This is a genomic window from Streptomyces sp. NPDC006235 (assembly GCF_040613735.1).
Classification (GTDB): domain Bacteria; phylum Actinomycetota; class Actinomycetes; order Streptomycetales; family Streptomycetaceae; genus Streptomyces.
Map to the genome: position 1 here is coordinate 237,101 of NZ_JBEXSR010000007.1, position 22,912 is coordinate 260,012.

16 protein-coding genes and 1 pseudogene are annotated in these 22,912 nt (G+C 72.4%); 7 read left to right on the top strand and 10 right to left on the bottom strand.

Annotated features, from left to right (window positions below; genetic code table 11):
* Positions 1–14: 14 nt before the first annotated feature.
* The 5 genes from aceE to ABZ192_RS12090 all read right to left on the bottom strand — a co-directional run bounded on the left by aceE (position 15) and on the right by ABZ192_RS12090 (position 9,219).
* A complete protein-coding gene (gene aceE, locus ABZ192_RS12070) occupies positions 15–2,717 on the bottom strand; it encodes a pyruvate dehydrogenase (acetyl-transferring), homodimeric type (RefSeq protein WP_356924388.1) in 2,703 nt (900 codons plus the stop codon).
* Positions 2,718–2,986: 269 nt separating this feature from the next.
* A complete protein-coding gene (locus ABZ192_RS12075; protein ID WP_150480437.1) occupies positions 2,987–3,610 on the bottom strand; it encodes a GntR family transcriptional regulator in 624 nt (207 codons plus the stop codon).
* 263 nt (positions 3,611–3,873) lie between these two features.
* Positions 3,874–5,676, bottom strand: a complete 1,803-nt coding sequence (sucB, locus tag ABZ192_RS12080) for a 2-oxoglutarate dehydrogenase, E2 component, dihydrolipoamide succinyltransferase (protein ID WP_356924389.1) — start codon at positions 5,674–5,676, stop codon at positions 3,874–3,876.
* Positions 5,677–5,739: 63 nt separating this feature from the next.
* Entirely contained in the window at positions 5,740–7,128 is a 1,389-nt protein-coding gene (gene lpdA, locus ABZ192_RS12085) for a dihydrolipoyl dehydrogenase (protein ID WP_020276914.1), read from the bottom strand.
* A gap of 564 nt (positions 7,129–7,692) precedes the next feature.
* Positions 7,693–9,219, bottom strand: a complete 1,527-nt coding sequence (locus ABZ192_RS12090) for a leucyl aminopeptidase (protein ID WP_356924390.1) — start codon at positions 9,217–9,219, stop codon at positions 7,693–7,695.
* 347 nt (positions 9,220–9,566) lie between these two features.
* Here ABZ192_RS12090 and ABZ192_RS12095 point away from each other — a divergent pair, with 347 nt between their 5' ends.
* The 5 genes from ABZ192_RS12095 to ABZ192_RS12115 all read left to right on the top strand — a co-directional run bounded on the left by ABZ192_RS12095 (position 9,567) and on the right by ABZ192_RS12115 (position 16,164).
* Positions 9,567–11,600: a hypothetical protein gene (locus tag ABZ192_RS12095; protein ID WP_356924391.1), complete on the top strand. Its 2,034-nt coding sequence runs from the start codon at positions 9,567–9,569 to the stop codon at positions 11,598–11,600.
* Positions 11,601–11,700: 100 nt separating this feature from the next.
* Positions 11,701–13,224, top strand: coding sequence for a GT4 family glycosyltransferase PelF (gene pelF / locus ABZ192_RS12100; protein ID WP_356924392.1), 1,524 nt, complete (start codon positions 11,701–11,703; stop codon positions 13,222–13,224).
* Positions 13,221–14,735: a hypothetical protein gene (locus ABZ192_RS12105; RefSeq protein ID WP_356924393.1), complete on the top strand. Its 1,515-nt coding sequence runs from the start codon at positions 13,221–13,223 to the stop codon at positions 14,733–14,735. The genes pelF and ABZ192_RS12105 overlap by 4 nt, the downstream gene beginning before the upstream one ends.
* Positions 14,732–15,391 (top strand): spherulation-specific family 4 protein, encoded by a 660-nt coding sequence (locus tag ABZ192_RS12110; protein WP_356924394.1) that lies wholly within the window; start codon positions 14,732–14,734, stop codon positions 15,389–15,391. The genes ABZ192_RS12105 and ABZ192_RS12110 overlap by 4 nt, the downstream gene beginning before the upstream one ends.
* The gene (locus ABZ192_RS12115; protein WP_356924395.1) at positions 15,388–16,164 is read left to right on the top strand and encodes an endo alpha-1,4 polygalactosaminidase; all 777 of its coding nucleotides are present in this window, start codon (positions 15,388–15,390) and stop codon (positions 16,162–16,164) included. Before ABZ192_RS12110 ends, ABZ192_RS12115 begins: the two co-directional genes overlap by 4 nt.
* Here the strand turns inward: ABZ192_RS12115 and ABZ192_RS12120 are convergent.
* Both ABZ192_RS12120 and ABZ192_RS12125 read right to left on the bottom strand, forming a co-directional pair.
* Positions 16,124–16,735, bottom strand: a complete 612-nt coding sequence (locus ABZ192_RS12120; protein WP_356924396.1) for an RDD family protein — start codon at positions 16,733–16,735, stop codon at positions 16,124–16,126. The genes ABZ192_RS12115 and ABZ192_RS12120 overlap by 41 nt on opposite strands.
* Positions 16,736–16,817: 82 nt before the next feature.
* A complete protein-coding gene (locus ABZ192_RS12125; RefSeq protein WP_356924397.1) occupies positions 16,818–17,600 on the bottom strand; it encodes an adenosylcobinamide-GDP ribazoletransferase in 783 nt (260 codons plus the stop codon).
* A gap of 60 nt (positions 17,601–17,660) precedes the next feature.
* Here ABZ192_RS12125 and ABZ192_RS12130 point away from each other — a divergent pair, with 60 nt between their 5' ends.
* The gene (locus tag ABZ192_RS12130; RefSeq protein ID WP_356924398.1) at positions 17,661–18,425 is read left to right on the top strand and encodes a hypothetical protein; all 765 of its coding nucleotides are present in this window, start codon (positions 17,661–17,663) and stop codon (positions 18,423–18,425) included.
* 4 nt (positions 18,426–18,429) lie between these two features.
* Here the strand turns inward: ABZ192_RS12130 and ABZ192_RS12135 are convergent.
* Positions 18,430–19,074: pseudogene (locus ABZ192_RS12135) on the bottom strand (hypothetical protein); the annotation flags it as partial.
* 138 nt (positions 19,075–19,212) lie between these two features.
* The gene (cobT, locus tag ABZ192_RS12140; protein ID WP_356924399.1) at positions 19,213–20,331 is read right to left on the bottom strand and encodes a nicotinate-nucleotide--dimethylbenzimidazole phosphoribosyltransferase; all 1,119 of its coding nucleotides are present in this window, start codon (positions 20,329–20,331) and stop codon (positions 19,213–19,215) included.
* Positions 20,332–20,501: 170 nt separating this feature from the next.
* Here cobT and ABZ192_RS12145 point away from each other — a divergent pair, with 170 nt between their 5' ends.
* A complete protein-coding gene (locus tag ABZ192_RS12145; protein WP_356924400.1) occupies positions 20,502–21,548 on the top strand; it encodes a class I SAM-dependent methyltransferase in 1,047 nt (348 codons plus the stop codon).
* Positions 21,549–21,694: 146 nt separating this feature from the next.
* Here the strand turns inward: ABZ192_RS12145 and ABZ192_RS12150 are convergent, their stop codons facing one another.
* Positions 21,695–22,894 (bottom strand): bifunctional adenosylcobinamide kinase/adenosylcobinamide-phosphate guanylyltransferase, encoded by a 1,200-nt coding sequence (locus ABZ192_RS12150; protein ID WP_356924401.1) that lies wholly within the window; start codon positions 22,892–22,894, stop codon positions 21,695–21,697.
* Between the last annotated feature and the right edge of the window lie 18 nt (positions 22,895–22,912).

Sequence of the window (22,912 nt, forward strand, 5' to 3'; positions counted from 1 at the left end):
CTGTCGGACAGCCCTTACAGGCCGTACTTCGCGCGCGCTTCCTTCACGGCCGTCGCCTTGACCTCGCCGCGCCCCGCGAGCTGGGCCAGGGCCGCGACGACGATCGACTCGGCGTCGACACCGAAGTGGCGGCGGGCCGCCTCACGGGTGTCCGAGAGGCCGAAGCCGTCGGCGCCCAGCGAGGACCAGTCCTGCTCGACCCACTGCGCGATCTGGTCCGGGACCTGGCGCATGTAGTCGGAGACCGCCAGCACCGGGCCCTCGGCGCCCTGGAGCGCCTGCCGGACGAACGGCATCCGCTCCTCGCCGCGCAGCAGGGCCTCGTCCGCCTCCAGGGCGTCCCGGCGCAGCTCGCTCCACGAGGTCGCCGACCAGACGTCGGCCGCCACGCCCCACTCCTCGGCGAGAAGCTTCTGCGCCTTGAGCGCCCAGTGGATCGCCGTACCGGAGCCGAGCAGCTGGATCCGCGGGGCGTTGGCCGGGGGCGTGATGCCCGCCGACTCCGCCGTGTTGAAGCGGTACAGGCCCTTGACGATGCCCTCGTCGATGCCGTCCACGGACGGCTTCGCGGGCTGCGGCAGCGGCTCGTTGTAGACCGTCAGGTAGTAGAAGACGTTCTGGTCCTCACCCGGGGCCGCCTCGCCGTACATCCGTCGCAGGCCCTCCTTGACGATGGCCGCGACCTCGTACGCGAACGCCGGGTCGTACGTCAGCGCCGCCGGGTTCGTCGCGGCTATGACGGGGGAGTGGCCGTCGGCGTGCTGGAGGCCCTCACCGGTCAGCGTCGTACGGCCCGCGGTGGCACCGATGAGGAAGCCGCGGCCGAGCTGGTCGCCGAGCTGCCACATCTGGTCGGCCGTGCGCTGCCAGCCGAACATCGAGTAGAAGATGTAGAACGGGATCATCGTCTCGCCGTGCGTCGCGTACGACGTCGAGGCGGCGATGAAGTCGGCCATCGAACCGGCCTCGGTGATCCCCTCGTTGAGGATCTGGCCGTTCTGGGCCTCCTTGTAGTACATCAGCTGGTCGCGGTCGACCGGCTCGTACGTCTGGCCCTTCGGCGAGTAGATGCCGAGCGACGGGAAGAGGCTCTCCATACCGAAGGTGCGCGCCTCGTCCGGGACGATCGGCACCCAGCGCTTGCCGGTCTCCTTGTCGCGGACCAGGTCCTTGACCAGGCGGACGAACGCCATGGTGGTGGCCACGTTCTGCGAGCCGGAGCCCTTGTCGAAGGACGCGAACGCCTTCTCGGCCGGGGCGGGCAGCGGCGCGACCGGGTGGACGCGGCGGGCCGGGGCCGGACCGCCGAGGGCGGCACGCCGCTCCTGGAGGTAGCGGACCTCGGGGGAGTCGGCGCCCGGGTGGCCGTAGGGCACCACGCCGTCGACGAAGTCGCTGTCCTTGATCGGCAGGCCGAGCAGGTCGCGCATGTTCTTGAACTCGTCCACCGTCAGCTTCTTCATCTGGTGGTTGGCGTTCTTCGACGCGAAGCCCTCACCGAGGGTGTGGCCCTTGACCGTCTGGGCCAGGATCACGGTCGGCGCGCCCTTGTGCTCGACGGCCGCCTTGTACGCGGCGTACACCTTGCGCGCCTCGTGACCGCCGCGCGAGAAGTGGAAGCACTCGAGGATCTTGTCGTCGCTCAGCAGCTTCGCCATCTCCGCCAGCGCCGGGTCGCCGCCGAAGAAGTCCTGGCGGATGTAGGCCGCGTCGCGGGTCTGGTACGTCTGGATCTGCGCGTCGGGTACCTGGCGCAGGCGGCGTACGAGCGCGCCCGTGGTGTCGAGCCGGAACAGCTCGTCCCAGGCCGTGCCCCACAGCGTCTTGATGACGTTCCAGCCGGCTCCGCGGAACTGGGCCTCCAGCTCCTGCACGATCTTGAAGTTGGCGCGGACCGGGCCGTCGAGGCGCTGCAGGTTGCAGTTGATGACGAACGTGAGGTTGTCCAGCTCCTCACGGGCCGCCAGCGCGAGGGCCGCCGTCGACTCGGGCTCGTCCATCTCGCCGTCACCGAGGAACGCCCACACGTGCGAGGCGGAGGTGTCCTTGATGCCGCGGTTGGTGAGGTAGCGGTTGAAGCGCGCCTGGTAGATGGCGGAGAGCGGGCCCAGACCCATGGAGACGGTCGGGAACTCCCACAACCAGGGCAGCCGGCGCGGGTGCGGGTAGGACGGCAGGCCGTTGCCGCCCGACTCGCGGCGGAAGTTGTCGAGCTGCTCCTCGGTCAGACGGCCGTCGAGGAACGCGCGGGCGTAGATGCCGGGGGAGGCGTGGCCCTGGATGTAGAGCTGGTCGCCCGAGCCGTCGGCCTCTTTGCCCCTGAAGAAGTGGTTGAAGCCGGTCTCGTACAGCCAGGCAGCCGAGGCGAAGGTGGCGATGTGGCCGCCGACGCCGTACTTGCTGCCGCGGGTGACCATCGCGGCCGCGTTCCAGCGGTTCCACGCGGTGATCCGCTGCTCCATCGCCTCGTCACCGGGCACGGCCGGCTCGGCGGCGGTGGGGATGGAGTTGACGTAGTCCGTCTCCAGGAGCTTCGGCAGCGCGATGCCGGCGCCCTCGGCGCGCTCCAGCGTGCGGCGCATCAGGTACGCGGCACGGTGCGGCCCGGCCGCCTCGGTCACCGCGTCCAGGGAGGCCTGCCATTCGGCGGTCTCCTCCGGGTCCCGGTCCGGGAGCTGGTCGAGCTCGCTCGGCTGGATGGCGTTGGGGTCGGTCATGTCGCCGCCTTCCTCAGTCGAAGGGGGTTCCCTCACGTAAGGGGATCGGGGGTGCCCTTTGTCTTTGGCAGGACAGGGCTGGAGCTTGGGTGGCAAGCCCGTCGGCGACTGTAACTCGCTGATCGATGATCGATCAAAGGGTTGAGAGGGAAAACCTCTTGATCACGAGAAAGTAGGCACGGGGTGCCTCCGGCGGTGGCACGGAGTGACCCCTTAGGATCGGTGTTTTCGCAGGTCGGAAGGCGTTTGAGCGGGGGTGCGCTCGGGTGTCACGCCCGGGGCGCGCAGCCCAGGACGTGCGCCTTCACCAGTTCCGCGATCCGGGGGTCGCGGCGCTTGAAGGCGGCGACCAGCTCCTCGTGCTCCTCGGCGTACGACTGCTGCTGTGTGCCCAGCCAGCGGATCGACAGGGCCGTGAACACCTCGATGCCGAGGCCTTCCCAGGTGTGCAGCAGGACGGAGTTGCCCGCCGCGCGGACCAGTTCGCGGTGGAAGGCGACGGTGTGACGGACCTGGGCCGTGCCGTCGGACACGCGGTCGGCCTCGTAGAGGGCGTTGACGTGGGGTTCCAGGGCCGAGCAGTCCTCGGCGAGGCCCTGGGCCGCCAGTTCCGCGGCGATGGCCTCCAGGCCGGCCCGGACCGGGTAGCTCTCCTCCAGGTCGGCCGCCGTCAGGTTCCTGACGCGGACGCCCTTGTTCGGAGCGGACTCGATCAGACGCAGGGACTCCAGTTCCCGCAGGGCCTCGCGTACGGGTGTCTGGCTGACTTCCAGTTCCGTGGCGATGCGCCGCTCCACGATCCGCTCGCCCGGCTGCCAGCGTCCGCTGATGATCCCCTCCAGGATGTGCTCGCGGATCTGTTCGCGCAGCGAGTGGATGACGGGGGCGGTCATGAGGGCTCCTTAGGCGGGATTGACGTTTAGACAATACGGCCGGTTCGCTCCGCGGGTGGGGTGGGTGACGGCGCTTTGGTGCAGGTGAGACGAGGCTTACACGGGGGGTGTGTGCTGTGTTGTTCGGCTGACGGTTGTGGGGGGTTGCTCGCGCCCACGCGGCGGAGCCGCACATCGATACAGCCCCGCGCCCCCGAACAGGCAGTGCCCCCGCCCGGAGATATCCGAGCGGGGGCACCGTACAGCCGTACCGGCGTTGGGGGTCAGAGGCCGAGCTCGACCTCGAACTCGCCCGCCTCCAGGATGGCCTTGACCGCCGTCAGGTAACGGGCCGCGTCGGCGCCGTCCACCAGGCGGTGGTCGTAGGACAGGGTCAGGTACGTCATGTCGCGGACGCCGATGACCGGGCCGTCCTCCGTCTCGATGACGGCGGGGCGCTTGACCGTGGCACCGATGCCGAGGATCGCGACCTGGCCCGGGGGCACGATGATCGTGTCGAAGAGCGCGCCGCGCGACCCGGTGTTGGAGATGGTGAAGGTCGCGCCGGACAGCTCGTCCGGGGTGATCTTGTTGGCGCGGACCTTGCCCGCCAGCTCGGCCGTGGCCTTGGCGATACCGGCGAGGTTGAGGTCGCCGGCGTTCTTGATGACCGGGGTCATCAGGCCCTTCTCGGAGTCCACCGCGATACCGATGTTCTCGGTGTCGAAGTAGGTGATGGTCCCCTCGGCCTCGTTGATCTTGGCGTTGATGGGCGCGTGCGCCTTCAGCGCCTGGGCCGCGGCCTTGACGAAGAACGGCATCGGGGAGAGCTTGACGCCCTCACGGGCCGCGAACGCGTCCTTGGCACGGGCGCGCAGCTTCATCAGGCGGGTGACGTCGACCTCGACGACCGAGGACAGCTGGGCCTGCTCGTGCAGGGCCTTGACCATGTTGTCGCCGATGACCTTGCGGATCCGCGGCATCTTGATGGTCTGGCCGCGCAGCGGGGACGCCTCCAGCACCGGGGCCTTCTTGGCGGCGGCCGGAGCGGCCGCGGCCGGAGCCGGGGCAGCGGCGGCGGCCTTGGCGGCCTCGGCGGCGGCCATGACGTCCTGCTTGCGGATACGGCCGCCGACGCCGGTGCCCTTGACGGTGGACAGGTCGACGCCGTTCTCGGCGGCGAGCTTGCGCACCAGCGGGGTGACGTAGGCACCGTCGTCGGCCGGCTTGGCGGCGGCCGGAGCGGCCGGGGCCTGGGCCGGAGCCGGGGCGGGAGCAGGAGCGGCCGGGGCCGGGTCGGGAGCCGGGGTGACCTGCTGCTGCGGGGCCGGAGCCGACGGGGCCTGCGGAGCCGGGGCGGGCTGCGCCGGAGCCGGAGCCGGAGCAGCAGCCGGAGCCGGGGTGGGCTCGGGCTGGGCCGGGGCGGCCGGGGCCTCCTGCGCCGGGGCGGCGGCCGGAGCGGCGCCCGCCTGGCCGATGACGGCGAGCTTGGCGCCGACCTCGGCGGTCACGTCCTCGCCGACCACGATCTCCAGCAGCGTGCCCGAGGCGGGCGCCGGGATCTCGGTGTCGACCTTGTCGGTGGAGACCTCGAGCAGCGGCTCGTCGGCCTCGACGCTGTCACCGACCGACTTCAGCCAGCGGGTGACGGTGCCCTCGGTGACGGACTCGCCGAGCGCGGGCAGGACCACGTCCGTGCCCTCGGCGGAGCCGCCGCCGGCAGCGGCGTCGGCGGTGGGAGCGGGCGCCGGGGCGGCCTGCTCGGTGGACGGGGCGGCCGGGGCCGGCTCGGGGGCGGGCTCGGCGACCTGCTCGGCCTGCGGGGCCGGGGCGGCAGCGGGCGCGCCCGTGCCGTCGTCGATCACGGCCAGCTCGGCGCCGACCTCGACCGTCTCGTCCTCGGCGACCTTGATGGACGCCAGGACACCGGCGGCGGGCGAGGGGATCTCGGTGTCGACCTTGTCGGTCGACACCTCGAGCAGCGGCTCGTCGGCCTCGACGCGCTCACCCTCGGCCTTCAGCCAGCGAGTGACAGTGCCCTCGGTGACGCTCTCTCCGAGCGCCGGAAGGGTTACGGAAACCGCCATGGTTTCGGTTGCTCCTTACGGAAAGTGCGGAAGTCTGTGTCGTCGCGTTCGTCGACCGAGGGGTCAGTCGTGCGCGTGGAGGGGCTTGCCGGCCAGGGCCAGGTGGGCCTCGCCGAGCGCCTCGTTCTGCGTCGGGTGCGCGTGGATGAGCTGCGCGACCTCGGCGGGCAGCGCCTCCCAGTTGTAGATCAGCTGGGCTTCGCCGACCTGCTCGCCCATGCGGTCGCCGACCATGTGGACGCCGACGACGGCACCGTCCTTGACCTGGACGAGCTTGATCTCGCCCGCGGTGTTCAGGATCTTGCTCCTGCCGTTGCCCGCGAGGTTGTACTTCAGAGCGACGACCTTGTCCGCGCCGTAGATCTCCTTGGCCTTGGCCTCGGTGATACCGACGGAGGCGACCTCCGGGTGGCAGTACGTCACCCGCGGGACACCGTCGTAGTCGATCGGAACGGTCTTGAGACCGGCCAGACGCTCCGCCACCAGGATGCCCTCGGCGAAGCCGACGTGCGCGAGCTGGAGGGTCGGGACGAGGTCACCGACGGCGGAGATGGTCGGCACGTTCGTGCGCATGTACTCGTCGACCAGGACGTAGCCGCGGTCCATGGCGACGCCCTGCTCCTCGTAGCCCAGGCCCTGGGAGACCGGGCCGCGGCCGATGGCGACGAGCAGGACCTCGGCCTCGAACTCCTTGCCGTCGGCGAGGGTGACCTTGACGCCGTCCTGCGTGTACTCGGCCTTCTCGAAGAACGTGCCCAGGTTGAACTTGATGCCGCGCTTGCGGAAGGCGCGCTCCAGCAGCTTGGAGGAGTTCTCGTCCTCGACCGGGACGAGGTGCTTCAGGCCCTCGACGATGGTGACGTCGGTGCCGAAGGACTTCCACGCGGAGGCGAACTCGACGCCGATGACACCGCCGCCGAGGATGATCGCGGACTTCGGCACACGGTCCAGGACGAGGGCGTGGTCCGAGGAGATGATCCGGTCGCCGTCGATCTCCAGGCCGGGCAGCGACTTCGGCACGGAGCCGGTCGCGAGGAGCACGTGGCGGCCCTGGACACGCCGGCCGTTCACGTCGACGGAGGTCGGGGAGGACAGCCGTCCCTCACCCTCGATGTAGGTCACCTTGCGGGAGGCGACGAGCCCCTGGAGCCCCTTGTAGAGGCCGGCGACCACGCCGTCCTTGTACTTGTGGACGCCGGCGATGTCGATGCCCTCGAGGGTCGCCTTCACACCGAACTGCTCGCTCTCGCGGGCCTGGTCGGCGATCTCACCCGCGTGCAGCAGGGCCTTGGTGGGGATGCAACCTCGGTGCAGGCAGGTGCCGCCGACCTTGTCCTTCTCGATCAGGGCGACGTCCAGGCCCAGCTGCGCCCCGCGCAGGGCCGCGGCGTAACCACCGCTGCCACCGCCGAGGATCACTAGGTCGAAAACGGTGCTGGCGTCGTTCGCCACGTCACGTCCTCCATGCATGTGCGCCGTACGCCGGTCTTCACTGACCGGCAGGCGGCTGGTGTCCGGCCGCTCGTTCTTCGGCCCTTCGGTGGGGCCCTGTCCTGCCGAGCCCCATCTTCGCACTTGTCAGCACAGAAGGAGACGCCGGGCTGCTGTGTGAGACGCCCCACGTTCAGATGTGACGCGCTGGGGGTCATGCCCTGTGGGGCGCGGGGCTGTGTCTGATCTGCGGCTCCGTCGCGCGGGCGTGACCTGCCCCCACGCTGATCTGTGACGGACGGCGGGGTCATGCCCTGAGGGGTGCGGGGCTGTGTCTGATCTGCGGCTCCGCCGCGCGGGCGCGACCTGCCCCCACGCTGATCTGTGACGGACGGCGGGGTCACGCCCTGTGGGGCGCGGGGCTGTGTCTGATCTGCGGCTCCGCCGCGCGGGCGCGACCTGCCCCTACGCTGACCTGTGACCGACGGCGGGGTCACGCCCTGAGGGGCGCGGGGAACTGCGCGATCAGCCCCCACGCCCCCGCACTCGCCACACAACCGGCGAGACCGAGCTCTCGGGCGGAACTCAGCCCAGGTCGCCCGACGCCGTCAGCTCGGCAAGCCGCACCAGCGTGCGCACAGCACTGCCCGTCCCGCCCTTCGGCGTGTACCCGAACGGTCCGCCCTCGTTGAACGCCGGCCCGGCGATGTCGAGGTGCGCCCAGGTGATGCCCTCGCCCACGAACTCGCGCAGGAACAGCCCGGCGACCAGTCCGCCACCCATCCGCTCGCCCATGTTCGCGATGTCGGCCGTGGGCGAGTCCATCCCCTTGCGCAGGTGCTCCGGCATCGGCATCGGCCACGCCGGCTCCCCGACCTCCTGCGCCGCCTCGTACAGCGCCGTACGGAAGGAGTCGTCGTTGCCCATGATCCCGAACGTCCGGTTCCCCAGCGCCAGCACCATCGCCCCGGTCAGCGTCGCGACGTCCACGATCGCGTCCGGCTTCTCCTGGGACGCCGCCCACAGGGCGTCGGCCAGCACCAGCCGGCCCTCGGCGTCGGTGTTGAGCACCTCCACCGTCTTGCCGCTGTACATCCGCAGCACGTCACCCGGACGGGTCGCGGACCCGGAGGGCATGTTCTCGGCCAGGGCCAGCCAGCCGGTGACGTTGACCTCCAGCCCCAGCCGGGCGGCCGCCACGACCGCGGCGAACACCGCAGCCGCGCCGCTCATGTCGCACTTCATCGTCTCGTTGTGACCGGCCGGCTTCAGCGAGATGCCGCCCGAGTCGTACGTGATGCCCTTGCCGACGAAGGCGAGGTGCTTCTTCGCCTTCGAGGAGGTGTACGACAGCTTCACCAGGCGCGGACCCGCCACCGAGCCGGCCCCGACGCCGAGGATGCCGCCGTAGCCGCCCTTCTCCAGGGCCTTCACGTCGAGCACCTGCACCTTGATGCCGTGCTCCTTGGCCGCGGCCTGGGCGATCGCGGCGAACGACTCGGGGTTCAGGTCGTTCGGCGGGGTGTTGACCAGGTCGCGGGCGCGGTTGAGCTCCTCGGACACGGCGACGGCACGCTCGATCGCGGCCTTGTACGCCTTGTCACGGGGCTTGCCGCCGAGCAGGGCGACCTCGGCGAGCGGGGCCTTGCCGTTCTTCGCCTTGGAGTCCTTGCCGTTGTCCTTGTAGGCGTCGAAGGAGTAGGCGCCGAGCAGCGCGCCCTCTCCGATCGCGCCGGCGTCGGCGGCGTCCGTCAGGGGGAGGGCGAAGGCGGCCTTCTTGGACCCGGCCAGAGCGCGGGCGGCGACGCCGGCGGCCTTGCGCAGGGCCTCGGTGTCGTAACCGGCGTCCTTCTCGGGCGCCGGGCCCAGGCCCACCGCCAGCACGAGCGGTGCCTTGAAGCCGGACGGCGCCGGCAGCTTCGTCGCCTCGCCCTCGGCACCGGAGGCGCCGAGGGTCTCCAGAACGCCGGCGAGCCTGCCGTCGTACGCCTTGTCCACGGCCTCGGCGCCCGGCGCGACGACCGGCCCCTTGGCACCCTTGGCGACACCGATCACGATGGCGTCGGCCCGCAGACCGGGCGCCGCGGCGGTGCTGAGAGTGAGAGCAGTCACGGTGGTGAAATCTCGCTTCCGATGTGAAGTTGCTGTGGTCGAACGGTGTGGGTCGACCGGGCCCGACAGCCGACCCTATGCACGACCTCAGGGTCTGGTATCCGCGGGGCCTTCCCCGGTGCGGCGAACACTCGACGACGAGACTACGCGCGTGGCCGTGTTCGCTCATTTCTGCGGGCGTTCGCCTGGCGGTGGCGGAGTGGCCATTTCTTGATCCTTTATGCCGGTGAACTGAGTCACACTCATCGGGATCCGGTGAGCGCCCCGCTCGCCGCTTTGCATGATTTCCACGGATCCTCCTCTGTTCGACCGCAAGGGGATCTCTGGGATCTTCAGGGGGAGGAACCATGGCGCAGCGTGCGCGCAGGTGGAGAAACACGGCCGCCGCGGTGACGGCGGCGGGCATGATCACGGCCGGGGCGGTGGCGCCGGGGGCGGCGGCCGCGGCGGAACCCCGCATCGATCTGAAGGTGCTGGTGGTGGACAACGGCGACAGCTCCGTCCGGGCCGTGACCGCCCAGCTCAGGAGCACCGGCGTCCCGTACGCGACCGTCGATCTGAACGACGCGGACCGCCCGAAGATCACCGAGTCGTTCCTGAGCGACACGGTGAACGGCAGCCCCCGCGCCAAGTACCAGGGCGTCGTCCTGCCGAACGAATCCCCGTTCGGCGCGGGCTCCGCCGAGCAGACCGCCCTGGAGACCTACGAGCGGACGTACGGCATCCCTCAGGTCGACGCCTACACCTGGGCGCACCCGGAGGTCGGCCTCGACTACACCAGCGAGGGTGGCTGGGCAGGCACTCTTGACGGGCGCGAGGCATCCGTCACCGCGGCCGGCAAGGCGGGCTGGTTCGGCTACCTCGACGGCGCGTTCCGGTTCGAGGACAACGCGGCGGCCGTCCAGGAGAGTTACGGCTATGTGACCCGGCCCCGCGCCGGCTTCACCAGCTACGTCGACATCCCCGTGCCCGGCGGCTCGGGCCGCGGCAGCCTCGTCGGCGAGTACGCCCACGACGGCCGCCGCGAACTCGTCGTGACCTTCGCCTACAACGGCAACCAGCAGCAGTTCCGGCTGCTGGCCCGGGGCATCGTCGAGTGGCTCACCCAGGGCGTGCACCTCGGGCAGACCCGCAACTCCTTCGCCGTGCACATCGACGACGTGTTCGCCCCGGACAGCCGCTGGGACACCGAGCGCAACTGCACCCCGGGCGACTTCGACTGCGCGGGCGGCGACGGCGAGGGCACCACGCCGATCCGCATGACCGCGGACGACGCCGCCCACGCCGCCCAGTGGCAGCGCGAGCACGGCTTCACCATGGACATGGTCTACAACGCCGGCTCCGGCGAGGAGTGGAAGGCCCAGCACGGCGGCACCGACGCGCTGACCGACCGGCTGCTCGCCGACAAGGCGCAGTACCGCTGGGTCAACCACACCTACACCCACCCCTTCCTCGGCTGCGTGCAGGACACCTCCACCGTGCCGTGGAGCTGCGCGAAGAACGCCGACGGTTCGACGAAGTACATGAGCCGCGCCGAGATCGCCGCGCAGATCCGCGACAACCACAACTGGGCCGTGAACAAGGGCCTTCCCGTCGACCGCACGGAACTGGTCACCGGCGAGCACTCGGGCCTGAAGACCCTGCCGCAGCAGCCGAACGACAACCCCAACCTGGCCGGCGCCCTCGCCGACACCGGCGTCAGGTGGGTCGCCTCGGACAACTCCCGCGAGCCCGAGCAGCGGGCCGTCGGCAACGCGCTGACCGTCCCGCGCCACCCCGTGAACGTGTACTACAACGTGGGCACGGCGGCCGAGATGGCCGACGAGTACAACTGGGTCTACACCTCGCGGGCCGACGGCGGCAGCGGCGTCTGCGAGGACAACCCCACCTCCACCTGCCTCGACGAGCCGCTCGACCCCACCACCGGCTACGCCGAGCACATCGTCCCGCAGGAGGCGCGCACCGCCCTCGGGCACGTCCTCGCCGGAGACCCCCGGCCGCACTACGCGCACCAGTCCAACCTGGCCGAGGACCGGCTGCTCTACCCGGTCATGGAGAAAGTCCTGGACGACTACCGGGCCCTGTTCGCCGACAACACCCCGCTGGAGAACCCCCGGCACAGCGCCATCGGCACCGAGGTGCAGCGCCGCGCAGCCTGGCAGACCGCCCTGGCCGACGGCCGTGTCACGGCGTACCGCATCGGCAACACGGTCACGGTCACGGCACCGTCCGGCATCCAGATCCCGGTGACCGCGCCGGAGGGCACGAAGAAGGAACTCGTACTGGGCACGTCCGCCTTCGGCACCCCGTACGCGGGATCCCGCTCGGCCTGGACGACCCCGGCAGCACTCCAGTCGGCTCTCACACTGAAGCTGCCCTAAAGGGGCGCGGGGAACTGCGCGACCAGCCCGCACGAAGCCGCACTCGGCATCCGGGCAGCAGTTCCCCGCACCTACATCCGCACCACAGGGGGAATCACACATGAGGCGAACAGGCCGTCATGTCACCATGCTCACAGAAGGCACCTACCCACACGTCCACGGCGGCGTCAGCACCTGGTGCGATCAACTCGTCAAGGGCATGCCCGAGGTCGACTTCCACCTCGTCTCGCTCACCGGCAACGGCCGCGAACCCGTCACCTGGGAACTGCCACCCAACGTCCACGCGCACACCCCGGTCCCCACCTGGGGCCCGCGCCCCGGCCGCAGAAGGCCGCCCTACGGCAGAGCGCGCCGCAGCTTCACCGAGACCTACGAGCGTTTCCTGCTCTCCTTCCTCGACCCCGGCTCGCACGCCGACTTCGGAGAGTCCCTGAACGAGCTGGCCGTGCTCGCCCGCGACGGACACCTGCCGGCGGCGCTGCGCACCGAGTCCGCGCTGCGGTCCCTGATGTGGATATGGACCATGCCGCATCTGCCGACGGCCGCCGCCCGCCCCACCGTGCACGACGCGCTGACCGCGACCGACCTGCTGGAACACGCCCTGCGCCCGCTCGGCGTCCGCATCCCCGAGGACTGTGTCGCCCACGCCGTCAGCAGCGGCCTGGCGACCCTGCCCGCGCTCGCCGCCCGCCACCTGGACGGCGTGCCGTTCCTGCTCACCGAGCACGGCATCTACCTGCGCGAGCGCTATCTCGGCTACCGCCAGGGCGCCCAGCGCTGGCCCGTGAAGGCCTTCATGCTCGGCTTCTACCGCGAGCTCAACTCGTACGGCTACCGCGCCGCCGATCTGATCACCCCGTGCAACCAGTACAACCGCCGCTGGGAGGAGCGCGGCGGCGCCGACGCCGGCAAGATCCGCACCGTCTACAACGGCGTCGACCCGGCCGCCTTCCCGCACGCCGGCCCCGAGCCCGAGGTCCCGACCCTGTCCTGGTGCGGCCGGATCGACCCGATCAAGGACCTGGAGACCCTGATCCGCGCCTACGCGCTGGTGCGCGCCGAGATCCCGGCGACCCGGCTGAGGCTCTTCGGCCCGGTCCCGCCCGGCGGCGAGGCCTACCGCACGCGCCTGGAGAAGCTCGCCGCCGAACTGGGCGTCACCGACGGCCTGACCTTCGAGGGCCGCGTCACCGAGGTCTGGCGGGCCTACGCGGCCGGGCACCTGGTCATGCTGTCGTCGATCTCCGAGGGCTTCCCGTTCTCCATCATCGAGGCCATGTCGTGCGGCCGTACGACGGTGTCGACGGACGTAGGGGGAGTGCGCGAGGCCGTCGGCGACACGGGTCCGGTCGTGCCGCCGCGCGAGCCGGAGAAGATGGCCGCCGCCGCGCTGACGCTGCTCAAGGACGACGAACGGCGCCTGGAACTGGGCCGGTTGTCGCGCCAGCGCGTCATCGACCGGTTCACGCTGCGCCGCTCGGTGGACGCCTTCCGCACCATCTACAAGGAACTCGCGGGCGAGGACGAGGTGTACGAGCCGACGCTGGAGACCGTCGCCGACTGGACCCTGGAGCTGCGCGACCCCTGGTACGCGTCCGTCGCGACGGACGGGGCCGGCTGGTGAGCGGAAGCGTCTGGCTGCCCCCGGGCTCCCGCCCGGACACCCTCCCCGGCATCCCCCGGCAGCGCACCCCCAGCTGGGCCCGGCCCGACCCGGTCGACGAACTCGCCGTCCGTCTGGAGGACTTCATAGCCGCGGCCGTCCACCCCGACGAGATAGCCGCTCTGCTCGAGTCCGACGGCCTCTCCGACGACCAGATACGCGAACGGTACGGCGTGAAGAACTCCTTCGCGCTCGCCGAGACCCTCTACGAACGGGTCGAGCGCCGCTACCCGGAGCCCGACGGCCCGGCGCACGACCCCTGGCGGATCGGCCTTCTCGGCTGCCTGCTGCGCGGCGTCGTCTTCGCCCTGCCCGGCCTCGCCTACGTCCTCGGCGCGCCCTTGTTCACCGGTCCCGGCGACTTCGGTCTCCCCGCGGGCACGGTCCCGCTCCTGGCCGGCGCCCTGTGCGGCTGGACCTGGAACCAGGGCCTCGCCCACCGGGCCTACGCCTGGCTGGGGCTGGGCGACCGGACGGCCGCCCGGCGCGCCCTGCTGCTCGGCGCCCCGGCCGGTGCGCTGCTCGGCGCACTGGTCGCCCTGGCGTTCGCGGGCGCCGCCGCCCCGGCCGTGGTCGCCTTCGCCGCCGGGCAGTCCTGCTACCTGGCGGCGGCGACGGTACTGCTGGTGATGGGCCGCGAACGGTTCCTGCTGGCCGCGCTCGCACCGATGGCCATGGGCGCGGTCCTGTCCCTGGTCGACCCGCTGCCCGAGGCCGCGAGCCTGGCCCTGCTGCTGGGCTCCCTGGCGGCGGTCGCGGCCCTCGCCGTCCGCGAGGTGGCACCCGCTCTGAGGGAACCGCGCGAGGGCACCTGGACCGCCGGCCTCGTCGCCCTGCTGCCCTTCGGCGGGTTCGGCACCGTCCCCGCGCACCGGCGCCCCGCCGGTCCCCGGCTCACGGGCTCCCTGCCCTACGCCCTGTTCGGGCTCGGCACCGGTGTCCTCGTGCTGTACGCGGCGCTCGGCGACGTCCTCGCCGGCGAGGAGCACAGCGCGGTCGCCGCGCCCGCCGCGGTGGCGCTCACCCTCAGCATGGGCCCCGCCGAGTGGCTGCTGTACCGCTTCCGCAGCGACAGTCTCGCCGGACTGCGCTCCAGCGGCACCGCCCGGGACTTCCGGCGCACCACGGTCCTGACGGTCGCCCAGTGCCTGGCCGCCTATCTCGCCGCGCTGCTCGCGCTGAGCCTCGCCGCCTCCCTCCTGTGGCCGCAGTCCCCGGTCCCGGGCGGTGTCCGGCTGGCCGGGCTGCTCCTGCTGGGTGTGGTCCTGTGGACGGGGCTGCTGCTCCAGTCGTTCGGCGCGGTGACCGGCGCGACGGCGGTGTGCTGCGCAGCGGCAGTCGTCCAGACCCTGCTCGTCGCCACCCGCACCGGCGACCCGCACACCGCGGGCCTGGCCGTGTACGGCGCGGCGGCCGTCGTCCAGGCCGTCCTGGTGTGCGCGCTGCTGGGGAGGGCAACCGCCCACCGATGAGCACTCTCCTGGTCCCGTACTACGAGCACCCGTCCGCCCGCCCCGCCGAATGGGACGCGATCGTCGCGGCCGCGCCCCGCCTCTACGGGGTCGTTCTCAACCCGGCCAGCGGACCCGGTGACCGCCCCGACGCGGCCTTCGCCGAGGTCGCCGGCCGGCTGAGGGCGGCGGGTGTCCGGGTGCTGGGGTACGCCGACACCGACTACGGCCGCCGCGCCGCCACCGACGTCGTCCGCGACCTCACCCGGCACCGCGACTGGTACGGCACCGACGGCGCCTTCCTCGACCAGGTCCCCGCCGGGCCCGAGCAGTTCGAGCACTACCAGGGGCTGGCGGTGGCCGCCTGGGGCGTCGGCTGCGGCACCCTCGTCCTCAACCACGGCACGGCACCGCACCCCTGCTACGCCCGCATCGCCGATGTCCTCGTCACCTTCGAGGGCACCTGGGCCTCCTACCAGGCCCTGCCCCACCAGCCCTGGCCGGGCGGCGGCGGGGTGCGGCTGTGTCACCTGGTGTACGGCGTGCCGCCCGGCGCGGACTCCGAGGGCCTGGCGCGGGAGCGGGGCGCGGCGGTGCACTGCTCGGTGCCCGGAACCGGAGATCATCCTTGGGGCACCCTGCCGTACACCCTGCACAACCCGGAGAACGCCCCGTGAGACGCCCCCTGCTCGCCGCCCTGCTCGTCCTGCTGCTCGCGGGCTGCACCCAGAGCCCCGACGACAAGCCCGGCCTCCGCTGGCAGCCCCGCCCCGGCACGGCCTGGCAGTGGCAGCTCAGCGGCCGGCTGGACACCTCGGTCGACGTGCCGGTCTACGACATCGACGGCTTCGACCACTCCGAGGCCACCGTCACCCGGCTGCACCGCGAGCACCGCAAGGTCATCTGCTACCTGTCCACCGGCGCCTGGGAGGAGTTCCGCCCGGACGCGAAGAAGTTCCCGAAGCCGGTGCTCGGCCGGGGCAACGGCTGGGAGGGAGAACGCTGGCTCGACATCCGCCGCACCGACGTCCTGGAGCCGATCATGGCGGCCCGCATGGACATGTGCCGCGACAAGGGCTTCGACGCGGTGGAGCCCGACAACATGGACGGCTACCGCAACGACACGGGCTTCCCGCTGACCGCCGCCGACCAGCTCCGCTACAACCGCCTCATCGCCCGCCTGGCCCATGACCGGGGTCTGGCCGTCGGCCTGAAGAACGACCTGGACCAGATCCCGGAGCTGGTCGGCGACTTCGACTTCGCGGTCAACGAACAGTGCGCCCAGTACGACGAGTGCGGGGCCCTGAAGCCGTTCGTGGAGGCGGGCAAGGCCGTCTTCCACGTCGAGTACGAGGTGCCCACCGGCCGCTTCTGCGCCGACTCCCGCCGCCTGAAACTGAGTTCGCTGCTCAAGAAGTACGAACTAGGGGCGTGGCGGCAGGCATGCTGAGGCCGATCCCCGTGACCGCCGTGCCCGCGACCCGGTCGGCGAGGGACCGCCGGCCGGGGGAGAGGACCGGCAGCGCGTTCAGCAGGAACAGCACCACCGCGACCGCCCACGCCAGCACCGACAGCACGACCTGCCCCTCGACCAGCAGCACACAGGCCACCGCGTACACGGCGACGTCCGCCGCCGTGGTGACCGCGGCCCGCCGCGCCGCCCTGAGCCCGCGCGGGAGGTCCGAGGTGACCTTCAGCCCGGCCAGGGCCTTGCCGACCGTGCGCCCGGCCACCGCCAGGCACACCCATTGGTAGAGGAACACCGTCAGCACCAGCAGCCCGAAGGCCTGCTCGACGTACAGCACCGACTTGTCCCACAGCGTCAGCCCCAGGTCCTGGGAGGCGTCGAGCACGTCGCCGCGCGAGGTCAGCAGATCCAGGCCGCCGCGGGTGGCCAGCTCGGGCACGTCGGTGACGAGCGCCGAGATCCGGTGGAAGGTGAGCACGGCGAGCGCCGAGGCCAGCGCCACCACCAGTGCGAAATCGACGAGCCAGGCCAGGGCACGGCGCAGCTTCGGCATGAACATCCCCCGATCACTTGTGTGTCGGGGCAGGAAGCTAGCGGCTGGGCGGCCCGTTCAGGAGAGGGACGAGGAGATCGTTTCAGCCCAGTGACAGAACGACCAACGCCGTGGTCGCCGCCGTCTCCGCCAGAGCGCCGAAGACATCCCCGGTGACCCCGCCGAAGCGGCGAGTGCAGTGGCGCAGCAGCACCTCGGCGGCGGCCAGGGAGAGGACGACCGCGAGCACGCCCCGGACCATGTCGTACGGCCCGAGGACGGCACCGGCCGCTGCCGCGGCTCCCGCGACGGCAACGGCGGCGACCACCGCCCCCCGCACCGGCACCGCGCCCGCCACCGCCGCCCCCAGCCCCTCCGGCCGCGCCGCCGGCACCCCGGCCCGGGCCGCCAGGGTCAGGGCCAGCCGCGCGACCGTCGCGGAGACGACGGCGGCACACGCGCCCCGGGCCCAGGAGACGTCGTAGGCCTGGGCGAGCGCGGCGGCCTGCGCGAGCAGGGCGAGGACGAGGGCGATGACCCCGAACGGCCCGATGTCCGACTGCTTCATGATCCGCAGGGCGTCCTCGGCGGGCTTGTGGCTGCCCAGCCCGTCGGCGGTGTCCGCGAGTCCGTCGAGGTGCAGCCCCCGGGTCAGGACGGCGGGGACGGCGACGGTGGCCGCGGCGGCGAGCAGTCCGCCCGCGCCGAGGAACAGCAGCACCAGCCCGGCGGCGGCAGCGGCGGCACCGACCGCGAGCCCGGCCAGCGGAGCGCACAGCATGCCGCCGCGCGCGGCCTCCCGGTCCCACCGGGTCACCCGGACCGGGAACACCGTGAGGGTGCCGAAGGCGAAGCGGAGACCGTCGAGGGGCGAGGTTCTGGGCACCGGCGCAGGCTACCCGCCGGTCAGAAGAGCGGATGCGGCGGCCGAGGATAAAGTTCACATATGGGATGGCTGGAGCGGAACATCATCGAACCCGGCAAGCTGCCGCTGCTCCTGGCCCTCGTCTCCTTCGTGGTGACCTTCCTGATCACCCGGGGCATCACCCGCCTCATCCGGGCGGGCAAGGGCCCCTTCCGCAACATCAGCGGCAGCGGCGGTGTCCACGTCCACCACGTCGTCCCGGGGATCATCCTGACGATCGCCGGCGGCTTCGGCGCGGTCGCCAGCGGCCAGCACGGCTTCGGCTCGGGGCTGGCCGCAGTGGTCTTCGGCATCGGGGCCGGGCTCGTCCTCGACGAGTTCGCCCTGGTCCTGCACCTGGCCGACGTCTACTGGAGCGAGGCCGGCCGCAAAAGCGTCGAGATGGTCGTCCTCACCGCCTCCCTCGTCGGCCTGCTCCTGATCGGCTTCTCGCCCCTGGGCGTCGACGGCCTCTCGGACGACCAGGAGCAGAACCGCGCCACCGTGATCGTGAACATCGCCGTGAACTTCGTGTTCGCCCTCATCGCCCTGTTCAAGGGCAAGACCCGCCTCGCGGTCTTCGGTGTGATCGTTCCCGTCATCGCCCTGATCGGCGCCGTACGGCTGGCCCGCCCCGGCTCCTACTGGGCCAAGCGCTTCTACCGGCGCCGCCCCCGCGCCCGCGCCAAGTCCGGCCTGCGGGCCTACCGCCACGACCGCCGGTGGCTGGGCCCCCGGCGCGCGTTCCAGGACTGGATCGGCGGCGCGCCGGACCCGCAGCAGCCCCGGTCCCTCGAACACCACTGACGTGCCGCCGGCGCAGCGCCCCGCCCGCGCACACCACCAGCACCGCCGCGATCGCCGCCAGGTGCTCCTTGCCCGCCAGGTTCTCCTTCACGGCGACCTCGGCGACCATCGCCACGATCACCGCCCCGGCCGTGACGTACGCGCGGTAGCGCCAGCCCAGGCAGACGGCCAGTCCCACCACCGCCGCCGACGGCCCGGTGTCCACGACCCGGGCGTCCGAGGCGGGCAGGCCCAGCGGGGAGTCGGGGCCCAGCCAGATGCCGAGGCGGGCGTAGAGCGTGCCCGCGAGCGTCGCGAGGTACGCGACGACCAGCGTCCACCGCCGGCCCAGGCAGAGTTCCGCGATGCCGAACACCACCAGCAGCTGCGCCAGCGCGCCCCACACCGGCAGGTCCAGCGCGGGCACGAACAGCGACAGCGGAGTCCGCAGGAGCGCGAGCCACAGCGGGTCCTCGGCCCGCACCGCCCCGATGTCCTCAACGAACCGGTAGCCCCAGGACTGGCTGTGCACCACGTGCAGCGCGGCCGTGAGGCACACGGCCGCGACCGCCATCGGCACGGCCCGCAGGCGCCGCTCCCGCAGCGGCCCGCGCACGGCCGCGTACAGCGGCCCCCATTCGGCACGGGCCCAGCGGGCGAGCGTGGTCATCGGGTCGTCCTCGTCCGGATGTCGGTACCTCGGGTGTGCGCGGTGTCTGTGGCTCAGTCAAACCGACACCACACGCGAAGACCGACCGGGACGGGACGAAGTTGAGCCAGGTGCGCGTGACCAGGATCTCCCGGAACGCTACTGCTCGGAGGGAACCTCGGAAGCCTCCGAGACCTCGGGGGCCTCGGTACTCACCACCGCCTCGGACTCCTTCGGCTTCTCGGGCAGCTCCGCCGCCAGCGCCGCCGCGGCCTGCACCAGGGGGAGCGCGAGCAGGCCGCCCGTGCCCTCGCCGACGGTCACGCCCTGGGTCAGCAGCGGCTCCAGAGCCATCCGGTCCAGCGCCTTGGCCTGCCCGGGCTCACCGCTGTCGTGCGCGGCCAGCCACCAGTCCGGCGCCCGGAACGCGATCCGCTGCCCGACCAGCGCGCACGCCGCCGTCACGACCCCGTCGAGCACCACGGGCATCTTCCGCACCGCGCTCTGCAGCAGGAAGCCCGTCATCGCGGCGAGGTCGGCCCCGCCCACCGTCGCCAGCAACTGCAACTGGTCCCCGAGCACCGGCCGGGCCCGGCGCAGCGCGTCGCGGATCGCCGCGCACTTGCGCATCCACGCCAGGTCGTCGATCGCCAGCCCGCCCCGGCCGGTGACGACCGACGCGTCGACCCCGCACAGCGCCGCGACCAGCACGCCCGCCACCGTGGTCCCGCCGACGCTCACATCACCGAGCACCACCAGGTCCGTACCGGAGTCGGCCTCCTCGTCGGCCAACGCGACCCCGGCCAGGAACGCCGCCTCGGCCTCCTCCGGGGTCAGCGCGTCCTCGATGTCGATCCGCCCGCTGCCGCGCCGCACCCGGTGCCGCACGACGTCCTCGGGCAGCGACTCCGGGTCGCAGTCCAGGGCCATGTCGACGATCCGCACCGGCACGCCCAGCCGCCGCGCCAGCACGGACACGGGCCGGCCGCCCTCCAGCACCTGACGCACCAGTTCCCCGGCGCCGCCCGCCGGCCGGGCCGAGACGCCCAGCTCGGCGACGCCGTGGTCACCGGCGAAGAGCACCACCCGCGGCCGTTCGATCGGCCGCACCGGCACGGCCGACTGCGCCGCGGCGAGCCACTCACCCAGGTCATCGAGGCGGCCCAGCGACCCGGGCGGCACGATCTGCCGCTCCCGGCGCGCCTCCGCGTCACGGCGCACCCCGCCGTCCGGACGCTCGATCAGATCGGTGAAGTCGTCGAGATTAAGCGAGCTCATTCGCCGAACAGTACCGGCACCGGTCGAACAGCAGGGCGCCACATCGCGACTCCGCGCAGGCGACGTCGTTGCACCCGGGATCCCCATCCCATACGTTCCGGTTTGCAGCGGATTGTCGTACGTGGTTCGTCGGACGTCCCTGCCGTACGCCTCGCGCCCGGGAGCCGCCCATGCCCGCACAGCCCGACCCCTCCGCACTCCCCGTTCCCCAAGCGACCACACGGGTCCACGAACCGCGTCGCGAGGACTGCCCCTGGTGCGGCTCCGCCCGGCTGCGGAACCGGCTGCGCACCGGTGACCTGCGGCGGTACAACCCGGGCAGCTTCACCGTCGACGAGTGCCGGGACTGCGGCCACACCTTCCAGAACCCCCGCCTCACGTTCGATGGCCTCGCGCTCTACCACCGGACGGTGCGCGGAGCGCCCCGGGACGTCGCGGCCGACACCCTCCTCGCGCTGCGCGCCGGCCGGTTCCGCCACCGCTCGGCCGCCCGCGCGATGCTGCGGTTCGGGGAGCCGGAGAGCTGGCTGGACGTGGGCACGGGCCACGCCCGCTTCCCCGTGACGGCCCGGGAGTTCTTCCCGTACACCTCGTTCGACGGCCTGGACCACACCCCGCGCGTGGTCCGCGCCCGCCCGGCCGACCGCGTCGAGGAGTCCCACGTGGGCCGCCTGACGGACCCCCGGATCTCGGAACCCCTGCGCGCCCGCTACGACGTGGTCAGCATGCTCCACCACCTGGAGGGCACCCCCGACCCCCGCGCGGAACTCCACGCCGCCCTCGACGTCCTGCGCCCCGGCGGCCACCTGCTCATCGAGACCCTGAGCCCCCGCAGCGTGTTCGCCGCGCTCCTGGGCCGCTGGTGGCTCGCCTACGACCAGCCCCGCCATCTGCACCTGCTCCCCCCGCACAACCTCCGCGCGGAACTGGAGGCGGCCGGCTGCACGATCGCCCTCCTGGACCACCGCCCCGTCCACATCCCCCACGACCTCTCCGGCGCCACGGCCCTGGCCCTCTCCCACGCCCTCCCCGCCCCCGACACCCCATGGCGCGCGAGCCCCCCACCCCTGGCCTACCAACACCTCCGCGAGGCCTTGCTCCGAGCGGGCATCCCACTCGTGGCCCTGGCAGCGCTGGCAGACCACCTCATCGCCCCACTGACCCGCCGCACACGTTTCGCGAACACGTACCGCCTGATCGCCCGCAAACCGGCTTAGCTACGGGCTGAGCTGCGGGCATTCGCGCCTCCCCCCAGTGCCTTAAGGGTCTGGGAGGTGCCCCCAGGCGGCACGGGTGGGCGCAGCGGCACCTCGTCGCGCCGAGCTGCGCACCCACCCGGCCCCAGCCCAGACGCCGCGCACAGTCACCCCCGCAGGACGACCGCCTGCCCCGCCACCACCAACACCACATGCTCACACTCGTCCGCGAACCCCGCGTTCAACCGCCCGAGTTCATCCCGGTACCGCCGCCCCGACGCAGTCGACGGCACGATCCCCGACCCCACCTCGTTCGACACGGCGACAACGGTCCGCCGAGTCGACCGCACCGCATCCGTCAACTCCCGCACCCGCTCCCGCAACACCTTCTCCCCCCGCTCCGCCCACACCGCGTCGTCCCACGCCCCCGCCGCATCCATCGCATCCGTCAGCCACAACGACAGACAGTCGATGAGCAACGGCGGCCCCTCCGCCTCCAGCAGCGGCACCAGATCGCACGTCTCGACCGTCTGCCACGACCCCGGCCGCCGCTCACGGTGCGCGGCCACCCGCGCCGACCACTCGGTGTCCCCGTTCCGCGACCCGCCGGTCGCCACGTACAGCACGTCGGGAAAGGCCTCCAGCCTCCGCTCGGCCTCCACCGACTTGCCCGACCGCGCCCCGCCCAGCACCAGCGTCCGCCGCGGCAGGTCCGGCACGTCCTCGTACGCCCCCACCGCCAGCGTCGTCCCGTCCGGCACGGCCCGCGCCCCGGCCGCCGCGAGCCGCCGCCCCAGCTCCGGCCCGGGCGGCACGTCGTGGTCCAGGTGGACGGCGACCACATCGGTCGTCGGCCCCACGGCCCCCACCGCCCGCAGCTTCGCCAGTGCGTCCGGCCGCCCCACGACATCCATGAGCACCATGTCGTACGACTCGGCCGGCCTCTCCAGCCCCGCAGGCGCCCCACCAGGCGGCAGGTACAGCAGCCGCTGCCCCTCCGGCCCGGTCACCGCGTACCCCGTGCCGGGCGCGTCCATCGCCACCGCTCGCACTCGATGCCCCGTCAGCAGCGTCAACTCCCGCCCGTCCGGCACCCGTCCGGGCTGCGGCAGCCCGGCCGGCACCTCGACCGCCGGCCCGTCGTGCGGATGCGACAGCAGCACCTGCCGCACGCCGGTCAGGGAACGCCCCGCCCGCGCCGCCGCGAAGGCGGCCCCGGGCGTCAGGTCGAGCAGCAACGCCCCGTCCAGGAGCAGCGCGGTGGCCGCCCGCGCGTCGGGCCCGAGAGCAGCCGCACAGGCCGCGCAGGGACAGTCGGGGCGGGGAAGCCCCGCAGGGGCACCAGTACCGAGCAGAGTCAGTTCCACGCCCCGATTCTCACCCGT

Excerpts from the sequence above, each read along its gene's own strand:
- aceE (WP_356924388.1), bottom strand. The coding sequence starts at position 2,717 with ATGACCGACCCCAACGCCATCCAGCCGAGCGAGCTCGACCAGCTCCCG.
- ABZ192_RS12075 (WP_150480437.1), bottom strand. The coding sequence starts at position 3,610 with ATGACCGCCCCCGTCATCCACTCGCTGCGCGAACAGATCCGCGAGCAC.
- sucB (WP_356924389.1), bottom strand. The coding sequence starts at position 5,676 with ATGGCGGTTTCCGTAACCCTTCCGGCGCTCGGAGAGAGCGTCACCGAG.
- ABZ192_RS12095 (WP_356924391.1), top strand. The coding sequence starts at position 9,567 with ATGGCGCAGCGTGCGCGCAGGTGGAGAAACACGGCCGCCGCGGTGACG.
- pelF (WP_356924392.1), top strand. The coding sequence starts at position 11,701 with ATGAGGCGAACAGGCCGTCATGTCACCATGCTCACAGAAGGCACCTAC.
- ABZ192_RS12110 (WP_356924394.1), top strand. The coding sequence starts at position 14,732 with ATGAGCACTCTCCTGGTCCCGTACTACGAGCACCCGTCCGCCCGCCCC.
- ABZ192_RS12120 (WP_356924396.1), bottom strand. The coding sequence starts at position 16,735 with ATGCCGAAGCTGCGCCGTGCCCTGGCCTGGCTCGTCGATTTCGCACTG.
- ABZ192_RS12130 (WP_356924398.1), top strand. The coding sequence starts at position 17,661 with ATGGGATGGCTGGAGCGGAACATCATCGAACCCGGCAAGCTGCCGCTG.
- cobT (WP_356924399.1), bottom strand. The coding sequence starts at position 20,331 with ATGAGCTCGCTTAATCTCGACGACTTCACCGATCTGATCGAGCGTCCG.
- ABZ192_RS12145 (WP_356924400.1), top strand. The coding sequence starts at position 20,502 with ATGCCCGCACAGCCCGACCCCTCCGCACTCCCCGTTCCCCAAGCGACC.